Source organism: Microcoleus sp. B5-D4 (genome assembly GCF_036705145.1).
Classification (GTDB): Bacteria; Cyanobacteriota; Cyanobacteriia; order Cyanobacteriales; family Microcoleaceae; genus Microcoleus.
In genome coordinates this window covers 12,555-27,986 of sequence record NZ_JAUBTV010000090.1, presented here as the reverse complement: position 1 = coordinate 27,986, position 15,432 = coordinate 12,555, and the positions used below count along the sequence as shown (strand labels likewise).

Sequence of the window (15,432 nt, the reverse complement as noted above, 5' to 3'; positions counted from 1 at the left end):
AATGACGAGCGGGCTACCTGTGTATTTTGTTTGTTTTGTCAAGTACAATTTATACCAAATTAGATGAGCTTACCCTGATTATCGCCACAGCTTTAGTAACTCTGAATATGACACTCCTGTGGAAAGTGGACGATGTTGCTCATTTTTGGATGAGTATAGTTTTTTGGTGCGCTGTGGGTTCCCTGCTTTGGGACAACCAGGATATTCTCAAAAAGAGTGAGATACAAAGTGACCTATTATCGAGAGTAGCAGGGACGCTATTAATCGCTTTTATCTTATTTCAAAGTGCTGGGGTTTCCAGTAAAATCGATCCTTTTTTAAGACTTGCACCTTTTTTGTCGGGTTTAGGTTTGAGCCTACTTGCGGTAGGTTTTCAGAACTTAAAACTATATTGGCGTGAATTGGTAATACTATTTTTTCATGGCACCCCCAGTGTCATTACGTCACCTTTAGTGCCTTTTATTACCTCGCTTACTGCTAAATTTGCTTATTATTCTTTGTGGTATGTCGGTTTTGATGTAACACGTGACGGTAATTATGTTGCTTTACCGACAGGAAGGGTGTTGGTAAATGGGGGTTGTTCGGGTATAGAGGCAATGAATTACTTATTAGGTTTAGCTGTAGTTTGTTTGGTGATGTTTCCTACTAAACAAAATAAGGCTTTGGTAATAGGTGTCGCTGTCCTTTTTGGTTTTATTATTAATGTTTTTCGAGTGGCGGGAATGGCATTGTTAGTTGCATCTAAGCGCCTAGATTTGTTTAAATATTGGCATGAGGGTGAAGGTTCTTTAGTCGTGGGAATGATTGCGGTGATTTTGTTTGGGATATTTTATCAATTTATGTTGAAACGAGATAGCAAAATTAGTCAAAGTTCGGCAAATTAATTAGTTTAAAGTTGAGGTAATATAGCCTTTCTCAGAAAGATGAGGTACGAATTTTGACCTGGAAAGCTTGACACTACAGGGTTTCGGTATACCTCATGTTACTGAGAAAGGCTATATATCGGTGCTTCGATTTCCCTTCCCATAGTCAGGAGTCTCACTCAAGTGTCCGGGTGTTGAAATCCGCCAATTTCACTACCTGTCGTTTAACTGCGTCTATATCTATCATAGAAAGGATGTCAGGAATTATAGGAAACTTGTTATGGCAACCAATGAAAGTCAAATAAGTCAAATTTACGGTTCAGAGGATGCTCAGGGTATTTTACAGCTTGCGATCGCACGCCGACAAGATGAAGGGGAATTATCCAGAGTGCAGCTTTTCGAGATTGCAGCGGAATTGGGCATTTCCGAACAGGATATTGTAGCGGCGGAACAGCAATGGTTAGCAACTAGAGGAGAAGTTCAAGAAAAGCTGGTTTTTAACTCTTACCGTCGTCGCAAATTGCAGAAAAATGTGACAAAGTACGGCATTATCAATACTTTTTTAGTTTTGTTTAATCTAGCAGGTTCGCACGAGCTTTCTTGGTCACTGTTCATTTTACTAACCTGGGGATTAGGATTGTCGCTGAATGCTTGGAATGTTTATCAAACTGAAGGCGAAGATTACGAACAAGCATTTCAGCGGTGGCGGTTGAAGAAACAGGTGGGAGAGTCGATTGGTACTGCGACGAATAAGTTTATGAAGTGGTTGCAGTCCTGATTTTCTATGGTAAAAAACGCGATCGCCCTTTCTTTTACTTCACACTCGTGAAGTAATTCGGGTTTTAACTCGTTACTGGAAAGAATAATTGTTAAGGTTTTTTCTTGAACCTCTCCCCAAGAGCGATCGCCCTTTATTGAGTTATACAATGAAGGACACTGCAAGGCTGTGTCCCTACAAATATCCCTCTTTTAGTCCCTCCCGCCAGTCGATCGCATTCTCTGGGCCTGAAAACCTAACTTTCCTGGGGCAATTTTCCATTAGCAGCATCTTCAACCACAGGATGAATTAAAGCAGATCGCAAACCTTGCCGAATTTCCGAACTCAAATACCTGCGCTGCAAAACCTGCCATTTTTGCCAAGCTGCATAGCGATTTTCGGCCAACAAACCCGCCAACTTCGGCAACTCTTTTTTCAGATCGCGATCGACAAAATCTGTCAGAAACTCGCCTAAAACTTCACTGTCTTGAATATCGCCCAAACATTCCTGAATAGCTTTCACATCTTCGACATAAACTTCGTAAGTCTCGCTGTAAAAATCGCCAAACAGATTCATCAAATAGCGAACCCGCTTAGCTTGCTTCCGCAAATCGTGCAGAATAGTTCCCTCGGCTGCTAACTTCTCTTCGACAGCCTCAGCATTCAAATCCTTAGCAATTTTAACTTTGCCATCTTCATATTCTGTACCCAACAGCCAAGCCGGATGGAGAAAAAACTCGCTGACTTGAGGTAACAGTAAATCCGGCAAAACCTCAGCAATTGGCAAATGTTCGATCGCCTGAAACTTCGGTTCTTCCAACCAATCCTTGATCGACTGCTTCAGCGATTCGTAGCTTTTGTGCTCTAAAATCGCCCTCACCCCTTTCAAAGCCCGGTGGCGCTGTTTGAGCAAATTCGACAAAGCCTTATCCAAAACTTCCTGTTCGTCAGTCGGCAAATTCGGGTAATAGCGATTTTGGAGACTTTCGAGCATCACATCCAAATCCCTGAGCGTTCCCAGAATCCGCCCCACCTTACCAATTTTACGTTCAGAAGCCTCTTTTGGCCAATCTAAAACCGGAGCAAAACCAGTCACAGCCGATCGCAAACGTCTCAATCCCACGCGCATTTGATGAAGTTCTTCCGCGTCTTGGTCTTTGAGAACTTCAGCCTCGTGCTCTACAGTTTTGCGGAAATATTTCTCAATCGCCCCAGATGCAGCGTCTCCGAGAGTTTTAACTTGAGTTTTAACTTTGGCTGATGTTTTTACGTTCATGGCAGGTGTAGATTCCAGATCCCCGATCGACTTTAATTTGGATTTCAAGGCTTTGCTAGTAAAGGGTTTACATCCTAGCACACCACCCCAATTTATGACTGGCTTCCATACATGAATCTTAATATTAGGTGCTTGACAGTTTATACAAAGTCAGCATTTAGCAATCTCAAATCTGCAATCTAAAATCTGCAATCTAAAATCTAAAATCTGCAATCCAAAATCTAAAATCTAAAATCTAAAATAAAATGTCCCTCCCTCGCCCTTGAACTCATAAAAATCGGATTTCTGACGCGCTTTCCCAAATAGGTTAAGATCGCTGCAAACCGATGTTTATTCGCCAAAGGGTGAGAGAGGGTGCGATCGGGAGGACAAGTTTTAAATTAAATCAAACCCGCCCAGGCTTCCCGACTTCAAAGAGGCAGTTTAGCCTTTCCAGTCTTTCTCAGATTGTTGGAGCACGTAAGTTGCTACATCCTCGATTTGTTCGGGCTTCAAGCGGCCGGCGAAAGCAGGCATAGCATTTTTGCCCTTAGTTACCTGAGTGGTAATAGCTTCCAGAGAATTCATGCCGTACTTCTCAAGAGCACTCTTTTTCAAGGTTTTCATCGCCATAACCACGTTGCCGCCACCGATGTGACAAGCAGCACAGTTCGAGCTAAAGATTTTAGCTCCTTTAACAGCATCACCTGCCAAAGCAGGGCGACCAAAGCCGACGGTAAAAATTGCGAACGCTAATAGGGCGATCGATAAGAGTCTTTTCAACGCAGTTCTCCTCTAATGGACACGCAAAGGGTGATTCTTTAGATATTTTACCTGTTTTAACAGGCGCGATCGCGCAGTCGTATCGCCTTCTTCCGAGTAATTTACCACTTTTTGGCAGTGGCAATTCAACTCTCAAAATTCTCCACGCCCCAGCCCGGAGCTTTCTGAGCCGCCCGGATCACAAAAGCCGCTAAATTTTCAATCTCAGCCTGTGGCATCCAGCTTTCCGGCACTTGGCGGCACCAAAAAGTCTCCTCAGTACCGTCATAAGTCATCGGTTCTCTCAGATACGCCACCAGACTATTGATGTTGTTGCGGGGAGGCGTTGCCCCCTTGAGGTCAGCCAAAGACAGAGATATCGTCGGATCGGGCAAATTAGCTCCTCCGACGTGACAATTCAGGCAATTTTGCTCGAACAATACCTTGCCCGCAGACAAATCAAACGCCGAAAACAAGCGAGTATGTCCCTCAGAGTCCAACTCCAGAGCCACAGGTTCGCTGGCTTGTAAATACCTATTCACGTAAGAATCGGCAGCAGCCAAAACAGGTTGAGGAGCCAACAGCACGAGTGGCAAAATAATTAACATCCCCAACAGAAAGCAGACAAAAGCACCACGACGCAGCATGAGGGACTACAACCTTTTGCGATAATCAATGAGCAGGAGGTAAATTTTAGATTTCAGATTTTAGAGCGAAAAACGACCAGCCAGCAATCCTTGCCGAACTTCAGCCATCTCCCAATCCAAAATCCAAAATCTAAAATCTAAAATCTAAAATCGATTAGCGAGCGCCTTTGCCACCAGCCCACTGCTTGGAGACAATTTTTGGCTGCAACAGAATGTGACCGGCAATCGCGTACAAATCGTCATCCGAGAGATTTCTCATCTCAGCGAAAATATCCGCACTCTTCATACTCGGATGCAGTTCCGAAATTTCCTCAAACCCGTCGTAAGTGGTGGGATTTTTCATAAAGTCCACCAGCGACTCAATATTATTCCGGGGCGGGTTGGCCAAAGCCAGAGTTTCCGGGCTCAAATTCACGTTCGGGTCAGTTTTTGTCATGCCCGCAGCGTGACATTGAGCGCAAGCCGAATTGAACAGGCGTTTGCCTTGCTGAACTTGTTTGAGGCTCAGCACCACTGGAGCACCCTTGTCATTCAAAGTCACAGTGCGAAGTTCAGGACTCAGTTCGACAGCCATCGCACTGCTGACAAATAACTGAAAGCTCAAGAATACAGCGGTCAGAGCAATGAAATATCTTTTAAGCATGGTTCTCCTTAAAAAAATCCGGCAAATTATTGAACGCTAAGAGATCATACCTGGCAAACAGATTTGTGTTCAAAATTCCCTCTTTCTGCAACAACTGGCGAAAGTTTGTGCAGCCATACCTTTAAAGGTAGAGGAATTTTGCGATCTAATCTGCAAGAAGTTTTGAGTCGCGCCTTTTTTCGAGAGTGGACATAATTGCCTTAACATCCTCCAAAGCCAAACGGGTTTGAGGGTGCTTGTAGGCAATTTCCAACTCATCGCACAAGCGGATCACTTCTTCAACAGGGACGTTGAAGTCCTCTGCTATTTCTGCGATGGACAGGTCTGCAAAACCCATAATTTTTAGGTCGCTGACAGGTCAAAATTGAGTTGACGGCTATTAACTGAAAGCCGGACAATTTTAGAAAGCGCTGTTAGCTTGTTCTGTTAGTTTGTTCTGAGATTTTGTTCGATCGCAAGCTAACTAACCGCTAACTGCGACTAGGCATTTTTGCCCAGCCTAACTTCAGGGCCAATCAACTTCCGATCAATATCATCCCACTGCTGGGTCGTTATTACCAATAGGAGTTGCGGGCGCGAGGTTCAAAACCCGGTGTCTGCGTGAACGTCTCGTTACCAAACTAAATATTTTTGGTAGAAGCCTGGTTTTGAGCAATTCCTCAGCAATTTCCCTCTGGGCCCCCACTCACCAACAGACAATCCTCCGGCGCGGCAGCTTAGGGAGAAAGTTTGAAAGCGTGAGTCTGCGGGGGCAAAGCGTGGCTATCGCTGCCATTGAGGGCGGGAAATTCCGAGTCTGCCAAGAAAGGCTGTGGCTGGTGGAGGCTGATGAGCTGACCAAGAGTTTTCTTTAATTGAGTCCGGGGTACAATCAAGTCTACAAAACCGTGGGCGAAGGAGTATTCGGAAGTTTGATAATTTTCCGGCAGCTTTTCCCGCAGAGTTTGTTCGATTACCCGGCCGCCCGTAAAGGCCACAGTAGCTTTTGGCTCTGCAATTATAATGTCTCCCAGCATGGCAAAACTGGCGGTGACGCCGCCGGTGGTCGGGTGGGTCAAAATCGGGATGTAAAGCAGTCTCGCTTCCCGGTGGCGTTCCAGAGCCCCGGAAATTTTAGCCATTTGCATCAAGCTGAGCATTCCTTCTTGCATTCTTGCACCACCGGAAGCGCAGACAATGATTACGGACAAGCGTTCCCGCGTGGCGTGTTCGATGAGGCGAGTCAGCTTTTCTCCGACTACTGAGCCCATGCTGCCGCCGATGAACTGAAATTCCATGACTCCGAGGGCGACTGGCAAATTTTCGAGTTTGCCGATGCCGGTTTCTACGGCGTCTAGGTGGCCTGTTTTTTCTTGAAATTCTCGGAGTCGATCGCTATATTTTTTTCGATCGCGAAATTTCAGGGGATCGGTGGCGTGCAGTCCTTCGTTAAGGGGCACCCAGGTATTGGGATCGATCAACTGCTCGATGCGATCGTCACTGTAAACTCTGATATGATGCCCGCATTCCAAGCAAACCATTTGATTTGCTCGCAGGTCTTTGGTATAACTCAGGGCATCGCAAGCTTCGCATTTATTCCAAAGTCCGTCCGCAATTTCTCGTTCCGGCCGTTCTTGGGAGTTCGGTACTGATTTTCGTCGATTTGCAAACCAATCAAATAGAGACATTAAAACTTGGTATTTGTTAACTGTTGACTGTTGACTGTTGACTGTTGACTGTTGACTGTTGACTGTTGGCTGTTGTTATTTGTGAGTTGTTAGCTGCTACCAATAACTAATAACTAATAACTAATAACCAATAACCATAACAACAGACAATAAACAACAGACTTGACTACTGACTATTGTCCTCTTCAACTGGACTGATGAGGAGCCATGCTGTTCGCTGGTGTTGTGGGAGAACTTGCAGGGCTGTAGCACTTCCAGCCCCGAAATAAGATGCTATGCCCAAGTCTACAATCCGGGCCGGGATTTCATGAGCAGCTAGGAGCTGCTGCATTAATTCCGCTTCCCAACGAAAGCTAGTAGTTGTAAGTGTAATCCAAGACACGGAACAATTTTACCAATTTTTGAGACAATATTATGTTCGATCGCGCCTGACTACGGGCACATCAGAAACTAAAATTCGGGAAAAACAACTGGAAGTAAGTAGATAAGATCGCTTCGCCCCACAGAGCAGTAATTGCTGTACCGAGAGCCAGAAACGGGCCGAAAGGCATGGGTTGACGCCGATCGAGCCAGCCAAGGGCGATCGCCCCGCCACCGGCAAAAGCCCCCGCTAAACAGGCAATAAATCCCGCTAGCAGCAAGTATTTCCAGCCCAGCCAAGCTCCCATCAAGGCGGCTAATTTGGTATCTCCGGCGCCCATAGCATTCTGCTTCAGCCCGATCGTCCCGGCGAGTCCGATCGCGTCAAACAGCCACAACCCGACAACTGCTCCCGCGATCCCATCGAGTACCAGATAGTTTACCGAGTCGATCGGACTAAATGTCGGCCACAAACCTTTCGCCATTTGGAAAACCAATCCGAGCACCAAACCCGATCGAGTTAAAGAATTAGGCAAAGTCATTGTATCGCAATCAATCAAAGACAAAGCCAACAGCCAGCTAAACAAAGCCCAAAAACCCAGAGTTTGCACTGTTACGCCAAACCGCCAGAAGATTAGCAAAAACAGCAAACCCGTAGCTGCTTCCACCAACGGATAGCGGGCAGAAATCCGGCTGCGGCAGTGATTGCAGCGGCCCCGGAGCCACAGCCAACCGAAAACGGGTATATTTTCGTAATTTCTGAGTTGATTTAAACATTTGGGACAGCGAGAAGGAGGGTTGATCACCGACAAACCCGCAGGCAACCGATAGACTACCACATTTAGAAAGCTGCCAATAGCCGATCCGACAATAAAGACGATCGCCATGACAAGGCAATTAAAGATTATTTCCATTAAGTTGACTGTTGACTGTTCACTGTTGACTGGGGTTATGTATCACTTGTTACTTCTCAATAGTTAGTTCTCAGTTGTTAGAGCCTGTACGGTCAATTACCCATCATAAAAGGTATTAATAGTCAAGAATGCAAGTTTTCATAAAATCCTGAAAACATGGCTCTTCACTAGAAACCTATTTTAGTGCGAGCGTTCGAGCGGACATAATATTAGTGACTAATTACCAATTCCTCATGCCCAATGCTTAATTATCAATTACCAATTACCACCAATGACCAATTAGCAATTAATACATTTGAGATTCAATTTCCTCAAAAGTAACAAAACGTTCACCGGGCAATAAAATCGGCTGCGAAGCAAAAATTAGCTGACCTCGATCGCTTCCTTGACTGACAACTACACCCGCCGGACGCTGCATCTGCTCGGAATGCACTTTCAGATACATACCATAGGCCGATCGAGCAGCTCGGATCAAATCGGGAGCTAGCAAGCTGTGACGTTCGGAAGTTTCTCTAGTGGGTTGTGGGTTTGGCTGGTATGGAGTCACTGGAAACTTATCATAATGGTATAGGTCGAGTTACTGGTGTAGCATCTCGATCAATAGAACTTACCCTATTTTTTAAGAATAAACTTAGGTGGAAATTATTAATAGATTAACCTACAATCCTCCCCTGGCTGCGATCGAACTGCGACTGCGATCGCTCCTTTCGGCTCAACTGTACGCTGCTGCGTGGGTAGATCCGTCCCCCGCAACGCTAATGGGGGTTTTCGAGCACCTGCGAACTCTGCGCTACATTCTCCACGACTACGTACCCAGGCTCGTGTCCGAATCTCCGCCCAACCCAGGCGAGGTGCGCTACCAGTGGCAAACAGGCACCTTGCTGTTCACAGATTTGGCAGGGTTTACCTCGTTGTTGGAAGCGAATGCTACCCAGGGGCGCAAGGGAGCTGAAAGCCTGCTGGGCGTGATTAACGACTATTTTGCCTCGATGATTGAAATTGTCAGCAAATCGGGCGGGGATTTGCTGGAGTTTACCGGAGATGCGATGCTGGTGCAGTTTCCGTCAGGAGTTTACCAAGAGGATACAGCCAGGGCGGTGCGGGCGGGTTTGCGGATGCAGCGGGCGATGGCTGAATTTGCCAATATTGAAACGGCGCGGGGTGTTTTGTCTTTGAGGATGCGGGTGGGCATCCACTGCGGCCGCTATATTAGTGCTGACATCGGTACGCCGCTGCGGATGGCTCACGTACTGCTGGGGCATTCAGTCCAGCAAGCTAAGCAAGCTGAGGGTTCTGGGACTGTGGGGCGGGTGTGTGTGACTGAAATTGCTAGGGAGTGTTTGGGAGAGCAATTTCGTTTTGAACCCGGGAAACCGGGTTATTTTTTGGTGGCGGACGATTTAACGGACGATCGCCTCGGAGAGTATGATATCACTTTGACTGGGCGACGGATGCCGAGTTCGGTATTGCTCGATCGCAGCGTGGCGGGCTTGGTAAAAGAAATCGGGGAAGCTGTGAATCGGCTTGAACCCCTTGCTAGTTATATTCCCAAAACTATCCTGAGACTGCTGGTGGAAAATGCAGACAGGCGGAAAATTCCGCCGGATTTTCCTGAACCGACGGTGATGTTTGTCAACTTGATTGGTTTACCAGAGTCTGTAGACAAAGCTTCGCTGGAGGAAGAAGTCAATCTGATAGTGGCTTTTTCTCGGGTGTTTGCGTCGATTGATGCTGTAGTGTCAGCTAAAGGAGGCGTGTTGCAAAAAGTAACGGCGCACTTAGACGGTTCGGATATGCTGATTTATTTTGGCGTACCTGACGCTCACACGGATGATGCCAGCCGCGCGGCTAGTGCGGCGATTGCAATCCGAGATCTGATTGTAGGTTGGCCTCTGGTAATTATTGCGGGTGAAGAAGTAAAAGTAAGCTGTCAAATTGGGCTGTCGCGGGGGCCGGTGTTTGCTGCTGAGGTTGGGGAACCGCGAGGGCGCAGGGAGTTTAATATCCTCGGTGATACGGTGAATACTGCTGCTCGGTTGATGAGCAAGGCGGCGGAAAACCAAATTTTGATTGGCGAAAGGGTGTGTGAGTCGATCGAGCTAAACTTCATTTGCGAGGCTTTGGGATCTGTTGCTCTGAAGGGGAAATCTGCTCAAACTCCGATTTTTGCTTTGCAAGGTGCAAAAGGGGAGAAGGGAAAAAGTGGCGTTTAAATAACTTTGCTGGGTAATAGTTGTACAGGTTTTATGGTTCACAAAGGCAAGTACAGCACAACGTTTTTCCACTGTGACTACTAAATGTTATTTTTATATTTTTTTACGATACTTCACAATAAAAACCGCCACTTCGTCAGATCAGTTCCGGTTGCATCGGAATGATTTAACCGCAGAGAACGCAGAGAACGCAGAGGGAGAGCGGAGAGAGATGAATAATTCGGATGAAGGGCCCAATTAATATCACTCGCATAGACTAAACTCCGATCGATACTTCACCGTTCCGCTGCAATCCTGCAAGGCTCCGCTTTCTAACTCCAATACCATAAATGCTTCATCGGGAACATCATATTCACATTTTAAGCTCTTTCTACTAGCAGGAATAAACCCAAAACGCGGATAAAAATCTGGATGACCAAGCACAACTACTGCCTGAAATCCCGATCGCCCGCACTCTTTTAAACCTTCCCGAATCAGCAGCGTTCCTATACCTTGCCGCTGATAGTTGGGTAGAACTGCGACTGGCGCCAACCCTAGAATCGACAAATGCCTAGAACATTTTCCTGCGACGGCAACTGGACTGAAGAAAATGTGTCCGACAATGCGATCGGATTCTACCGCAACGAAGGAAAATGTAGATGCAATTCCCCGCAATCGATCGACTAGATTAGCCTCATTTTCTCGCCCGAATGCCGCAATGTTAATGTTGCGAACAGCTTCTACATCTTCTGGCTTTTCGGTACGGATATACATAGCTTATATTGATTGATTGTTCTAGCAACTCACAGTCATTATTGCGGTACAAGCTGACTGGAAGACAATCGCTTAATGCCCTCCATCGCTGTAGTTTCTCCGGCTTTGTCACCGCCCTCACGAGCAATTTTTAAAGCTTCCTCGTAGGATTCGAGAGCTTGAGCATTTTGACCGAGACTTTCATGAATTGCGCCCATATTGTTGAGCAAGCGTCCGATACTTGTCTTGTCGCCGATTGCTTCTAACATCGGTATTGCTTGCTGAAAATATATCAGCGCTTGAGTATCTTTGCCGAGTTTGCGGGAGGTAAGTGCCATGTTGTTGAGGAGGCGGCCGACGCCAGCCCGGTCTCCGATTTCCCGGCGAATTGCTAAAGCTTGGTGGTAAAATTCCATCGCTCTATTAAAGTCGCCGATGTTGTAGTAGACGCCGCCCATATTATTGAGGGTACGGCCTAAATCGCGTTTATCGCCGGCGGCCGTGCGAATCGTCCGCGCTTGCTGGTAAAATTCGATCGCCTTGGCGTAATTGACCTGTTCTGCGTACACGGCCGCGATGTTGTGGAGGGATTCTCCAATTTCAATTTGGTCGTCGGTAGTTTTGGCAAGTTCCAAAGCTTCTTGGTGCAGTTTCATCGCTTCGGAAAAATTGTCCCCAATCCGGTTGACGAAACCGATGAGATTGAGAGTGCGCGCGATACGACGCCCTCCGCTGATTTCTCGGTGAATGACTAAAGCTTGCTGCAGAACTTCCAAAGCTTTGGGCCTCAAACCCATTTCGCCATAAACTTCCCCCATATTGTTGAGGGTTTCTCCGATTCCCGCTTGGTCGCCTAGTTGCTTGCGGATTGCCAAAACTTGCTCAAAAGTCTCGATTGCTTCTCGAAACAAACCCTCGCGGTGCTGTTTTACTCCTGTTTCAAAAAGTTGGTCTGCTTGCGTTTTGGGGTCTGTTGCCTGAGCGCGTGAAGCGAAGCTATCCCGTAGGGAATCGCTCGCTTGGGCGCGCCTCGCATTTATAATTGGGGCATAAGCGCGGGCGTCTGAAATTGCCAGCAAGCTGAGTGCGGGCGATAAGACAATACTTATAGCTGCGAGATAGCTGAAGTGGTAAGAGCGGCGGTGCACCGATCGAGTCCTCCAATAGCTAAGTGATAACTATTAAGATAGAGCTTTTTGGGGTGTTCCTGCCGAATTTTTTCTCAATCTCTAGGTTCTGATACCAGTTTCAAAAAAGAAGGCAACTGTAGACCCGTGCTTCAAACCCATACACAATCAGTCGTTCCCAATTCTTCAATCCAAAATCTCAAATCTCAAATCTCAAATCCCATGACTGAGTTTTTGTCTTGCCAGACGGCCATAATCAGCGGCATATTGTTGAGAGCGGATATGACAGCAAAGTTTTTGCTGGGTGGAAGCGATACTTTTTCAGAACTTTGCAAGATGATGTCCTGTTGGTCAAGCGTGATCCAAGCAATTCCTGACAAAACTTGAATTTTTCGATGAGTTTGAGGCAATCTGTATACCTCGTTTTTCATCAGAATAATGCGATCCTCTTCGAGGGCTCCGCTAACGGGCGCTGCACATTCGGAAGATATTTGAAGCATAGCATCTCCTACTTGGTAATTGGTAATTGCTACTTGGTAATTGCTAATTGGTAATCGAGAACTGTATTTCACTTCATTTCCACGCAACCCACACACTACTATTGGCAATAACGCCGATCGATCCAAGCGCGCATTTCATCATCCGTCGCCACACAGGTAGAGCGACCTGTAGCCCGATCGCAACCGTGCCACCAAGTGTTACCATAGCGATCGCACGTCTGCCAAATTCTCAGTTCGTCCTCACTCGAAATGAGGTAGAGCAAAAACTGCCCAATTTTTTTTATAGCTGAAAAGAGAGATAGCCCTTTATGTTTTTCGGATGGGTTAGCTCGATCGGTAATCGAAAAAATTTGGATGCTTGGGGTATCGATTGGATTTTTGCAAGTAGACATAGCCCACACCTTCAACTTATATTTTCCACAAGATTTGCACTAATAAGATTACAATAAATGCTTAACATTGTAATATTTTCAGCGCAATAACAGCCCACTATTGTTGGCGTGCAATTCCTGTGAAAGTCAATCTGTTATCTAATAAATTCACCTTAACTCTTTGGTGATTGACAATCAAATCATTGCTTGCATAGATTGTATGAATAAAATAGATAGATTGACGATCGGGCAAAAAGGCTATGAATGAAATCAATACGCGGCGGATGAAACTCTCTCAAATTCAGGCTTTGATAGCCGTAGCAGAGTGTGAAAACTTTAGCGAGGCGGCTTTGCAATTGGAACTGTCCCAATCCGCCGTCAGCCACGCCATCGCCTCTTTAGAAACAGAATTGGGAGTGCAACTGTTCCACCGGGGGCGACACGGTGCTCAACTGACGCCGGTGGGGGAAAGGGTAGTGAGTCACGGGCGTCAAATAGCCTGCGCCTTAGAAATGATGGTAAAAGAAGCGGATTTGGAAAAAGGTTTGCAGGGAGGCCAGGTACGGATAGTTACTTTTCGGAGTGTCGCCACTCATATCCTACCGGGTATTATTGCTAAATTTCGCAGTTGCTTTCCCAAAATTACGGTCAGCATTACCGAAGTTTATTATACTCAAGCTGTAGAAGAAGCTTTGCGATCGGGCAAAGCAGACATCGGCTTTGTCTCTCTTCCCATCTCCGATGAATTTGAAACGAGGGAAATTTTGCGGGATAAATATCTGGTTTTGCTGCCGCCGAAGGCGCAATGTAAAAGTGCTAAAATTACCTGGAAAGAATTAGCGAATTATCCGCTGATTTTGCAGCCGATTGAAAATGCTTGTTCGATACCGCTTCGCAAGTATTTGACAACTGCGGACTTTCCCATAAATATCGGTTACGAACTCAGCGAAGATTCAACTATTGTCAGTATGGTGATGCAAGGTTTGGGTGCAGCTATTCTGCCTCGTTTGGCCGCGGAACCGATACCGTCTTCGGTGAAAGTTTGCAGTTTACCGTCGGATTTTGAGAGGGTAATCGGGGTGGCTGTTTTGCGGGATGGGCTGTTAATTCCGGCGGTGTTTGCGTTTTTGGATTTAGTTAAAAGTGCTCCAGAGGTTGATAGTGAGGGTGAGTTTCCGATTAATCCTTCATGAGAAACCTGAGTCAGTTGTTATTGGTTATTGGTTAGATGGGGATTTTGTTACCGCGATATCAGCGGATGGACACAGATGAACGCGGATGGGATTTTATCTGCGTTCATCTGCGTTCATCTGCGGTAACAAAAATGGCCTAAAATAGTACGATCGCTGATTTCTTAGACTTCTTGCAAAAGTCCTTTCGATCAAATTTTCGGACGGGCTCTCCGGCCCATCCCACAAGAGAAAAAACTTTTTGTGGGACGGGCCGGAGAGCCCGTCCCAGCTATTTTTGCAAGAGGTCTCTTATTTCATGCGCTTAGCTACAAGACTAGAACTGTCGCCTTGGTGGAATTTGATTCGACCATCTACCAAGTTTTTATCCTTTAATTTTAGCCAACCGCTACCAAATGCAGGATCGTTCTCATCATTACCGTCCCATGTAAACTCAAATCGCTGATCCTTTCCATCTTTTATGACTTCGCCGTCAATTTCACCTGATACTAAACCGAATTGAAATTCTCCTGAACCTGTTTCATCAATCTCGATATAGGCTTCAACTTCCATGTCCAAATAATCACTATCCCACATTGCCATCTCTGCGATCCGCCATGTACCGCTATATTCCATTGCTTTCATCCTCCACTTGTGTTATTAATATTTGTCATCTCTCTCACCCAGTTGCGGAAATTCACCTCCGCTTCTACTTCATCTAGCTGCGCTGCTGCCAAGAATTCGTAGAGCTTTTCCTTGGGAACGATCGGAAAAGTGGGGCTGACAGATACTTCTAAATACTCATCGTTCTCTAGCTTATAAATTCGCCATTCTCTACCATTGTACCGCCAAAACTCTCGTACTCCCATACTGGCGTAGAGAGCAGGCTTGTTAATATCGGTATGGGTGATATCTATTTCCACTACTAAATCGGGTGCTGGATCTGTGGCTATATCTACTGTACGACCGGCTACGAGGGGCTGATTTTGGATGTAATAGGCATTATCTGGTTCTGCACCGCGCTCTAAGTCCGATCGATCCAAGGTTGTCGAACCCATTGTTTTGATTTTTAAACCTAGCTCTACAGCCAAAATAATAATCAGTCGTTCGATTAAGCGTGCTGAAAATTCGTGTTCTTCTAAAGGCATGGTAATTTCTAAAATTCCCCGGTCGAATATCAATGTAGCCGCTCGGTTATCGCCTAAAATCTGTAGCAGTTGTTGATAACCCTGCCAAGTAATATTTCTCAACAATACTCGCTTTTCGCCTATGAGTAACGGTGGTGCGATCGGTGCAACAGAAATCATATTTTTTACTTCCAGATATGATATTTTTAAGATAACATAAGGAACAGGCAAGATGCCTGTTCCACAACTAACAAATTTTTCTTGAACAGGCAAGATGCCTGTTCCACAACTAACAAATTTTTCTTGAACAGGCAAGATGCCTGTT

General features: G+C 46.0%; 19 protein-coding genes. 4 read left to right on the top strand and 15 right to left on the bottom strand.

The annotated features are described in order from the left end of the window. The first annotated feature begins 35 nt into the window (after positions 1 to 35). Complete coding sequence (gene crtA / locus QUB10_RS28540) at positions 36 to 884, top strand: cyanoexosortase A (protein WP_333206599.1); 849 nt, start codon at positions 36 to 38, stop codon at positions 882 to 884. A gap of 259 nt (positions 885 to 1,143) precedes the next feature. After that, positions 1,144 to 1,641 (top strand): 2TM domain-containing protein, encoded by a 498-nt coding sequence (locus QUB10_RS28535; RefSeq protein ID WP_333206598.1) that lies wholly within the window; start codon positions 1,144 to 1,146, stop codon positions 1,639 to 1,641. Between the two features lie 235 nt (positions 1,642 to 1,876). On the opposite strand, the gene QUB10_RS28530 is transcribed toward QUB10_RS28535, so the two are convergent. The 9 genes from QUB10_RS28530 to QUB10_RS28490 all read right to left on the bottom strand — a co-directional run bounded on the left by QUB10_RS28530 (position 1,877) and on the right by QUB10_RS28490 (position 8,415). Then, entirely contained in the window at positions 1,877 to 2,896 is a 1,020-nt protein-coding gene (locus tag QUB10_RS28530; RefSeq protein WP_333206601.1) for a CHAD domain-containing protein, read from the bottom strand. 423 nt (positions 2,897 to 3,319) lie between these two features. After that, positions 3,320 to 3,658 (bottom strand): cytochrome c6 PetJ, encoded by a 339-nt coding sequence (gene petJ, locus QUB10_RS28525; protein WP_333206597.1) that lies wholly within the window; start codon positions 3,656 to 3,658, stop codon positions 3,320 to 3,322. 125 nt (positions 3,659 to 3,783) lie between these two features. Further along, entirely contained in the window at positions 3,784 to 4,284 is a 501-nt protein-coding gene (psbV2, locus tag QUB10_RS28520; protein ID WP_333058458.1) for a photosystem II cytochrome PsbV2, read from the bottom strand. 154 nt (positions 4,285 to 4,438) lie between these two features. Next, positions 4,439 to 4,927 (bottom strand): photosystem II cytochrome c-550, encoded by a 489-nt coding sequence (psbV, locus tag QUB10_RS28515; RefSeq protein WP_333035576.1) that lies wholly within the window; start codon positions 4,925 to 4,927, stop codon positions 4,439 to 4,441. A gap of 145 nt (positions 4,928 to 5,072) precedes the next feature. Beyond that, positions 5,073 to 5,264 carry a translation initiation factor IF-2 gene (locus QUB10_RS28510; protein WP_333058460.1) on the bottom strand — a complete coding sequence of 64 codons (192 nt, stop codon included), beginning with the start codon at positions 5,262 to 5,264 and terminating at the stop codon, positions 5,073 to 5,075. A 379-nt stretch (positions 5,265 to 5,643) separates the two neighbouring features. Beyond that, positions 5,644 to 6,594: an acetyl-CoA carboxylase, carboxyltransferase subunit beta gene (gene accD, locus QUB10_RS28505; protein WP_333151026.1), complete on the bottom strand. Its 951-nt coding sequence runs from the start codon at positions 6,592 to 6,594 to the stop codon at positions 5,644 to 5,646. Between the two features lie 166 nt (positions 6,595 to 6,760). Further along, complete coding sequence (locus tag QUB10_RS28500; RefSeq protein ID WP_333102041.1) at positions 6,761 to 6,976, bottom strand: hypothetical protein; 216 nt, start codon at positions 6,974 to 6,976, stop codon at positions 6,761 to 6,763. Positions 6,977 to 7,037: 61 nt separating this feature from the next. Further along, entirely contained in the window at positions 7,038 to 7,868 is an 831-nt protein-coding gene (locus QUB10_RS28495; protein ID WP_333206596.1) for a prepilin peptidase, read from the bottom strand. A 286-nt stretch (positions 7,869 to 8,154) separates the two neighbouring features. Next, positions 8,155 to 8,415 carry a hypothetical protein gene (locus QUB10_RS28490; RefSeq protein ID WP_333206595.1) on the bottom strand — a complete coding sequence of 87 codons (261 nt, stop codon included), beginning with the start codon at positions 8,413 to 8,415 and terminating at the stop codon, positions 8,155 to 8,157. 88 nt (positions 8,416 to 8,503) lie between these two features. Here QUB10_RS28490 and QUB10_RS28485 point away from each other — a divergent pair, with 88 nt between their 5' ends. After that, entirely contained in the window at positions 8,504 to 10,081 is a 1,578-nt protein-coding gene (locus QUB10_RS28485) for an adenylate/guanylate cyclase domain-containing protein (protein WP_333206594.1), read from the top strand. A gap of 243 nt (positions 10,082 to 10,324) precedes the next feature. Here the strand turns inward: QUB10_RS28485 and QUB10_RS28480 are convergent, their stop codons facing one another. The 4 genes from QUB10_RS28480 to QUB10_RS28465 all read right to left on the bottom strand — a co-directional run bounded on the left by QUB10_RS28480 (position 10,325) and on the right by QUB10_RS28465 (position 12,832). Beyond that, positions 10,325 to 10,834, bottom strand: a complete 510-nt coding sequence (locus QUB10_RS28480; protein ID WP_333206593.1) for an N-acetyltransferase — start codon at positions 10,832 to 10,834, stop codon at positions 10,325 to 10,327. Positions 10,835 to 10,872: 38 nt separating this feature from the next. Further along, positions 10,873 to 11,961 carry a tetratricopeptide repeat protein gene (locus tag QUB10_RS28475; RefSeq protein WP_333206592.1) on the bottom strand — a complete coding sequence of 363 codons (1,089 nt, stop codon included), beginning with the start codon at positions 11,959 to 11,961 and terminating at the stop codon, positions 10,873 to 10,875. A 185-nt stretch (positions 11,962 to 12,146) separates the two neighbouring features. Next, positions 12,147 to 12,512: a hypothetical protein gene (locus QUB10_RS28470; protein ID WP_333206591.1), complete on the bottom strand. Its 366-nt coding sequence runs from the start codon at positions 12,510 to 12,512 to the stop codon at positions 12,147 to 12,149. Positions 12,513 to 12,538: 26 nt separating this feature from the next. Then, positions 12,539 to 12,832: a hypothetical protein gene (locus tag QUB10_RS28465; protein WP_333206590.1), complete on the bottom strand. Its 294-nt coding sequence runs from the start codon at positions 12,830 to 12,832 to the stop codon at positions 12,539 to 12,541. A 239-nt stretch (positions 12,833 to 13,071) separates the two neighbouring features. Here QUB10_RS28465 and QUB10_RS28460 point away from each other — a divergent pair, with 239 nt between their 5' ends. Further along, positions 13,072 to 14,004, top strand: a complete 933-nt coding sequence (locus QUB10_RS28460) for a LysR family transcriptional regulator (RefSeq protein ID WP_333206589.1) — start codon at positions 13,072 to 13,074, stop codon at positions 14,002 to 14,004. A 288-nt stretch (positions 14,005 to 14,292) separates the two neighbouring features. Here QUB10_RS28460 and QUB10_RS28455 read toward each other — a convergent pair whose 3' ends face one another. Further along, the gene (locus QUB10_RS28455) at positions 14,293 to 14,625 is read right to left on the bottom strand and encodes a hypothetical protein (RefSeq protein WP_333206588.1); all 333 of its coding nucleotides are present in this window, start codon (positions 14,623 to 14,625) and stop codon (positions 14,293 to 14,295) included. Continuing rightward, positions 14,622 to 15,432: Uma2 family endonuclease (locus QUB10_RS28450; protein WP_333206587.1), on the bottom strand; the 811-nt coding region annotated here is incomplete at its 5' end. The genes QUB10_RS28455 and QUB10_RS28450, both read right to left, overlap by 4 nt.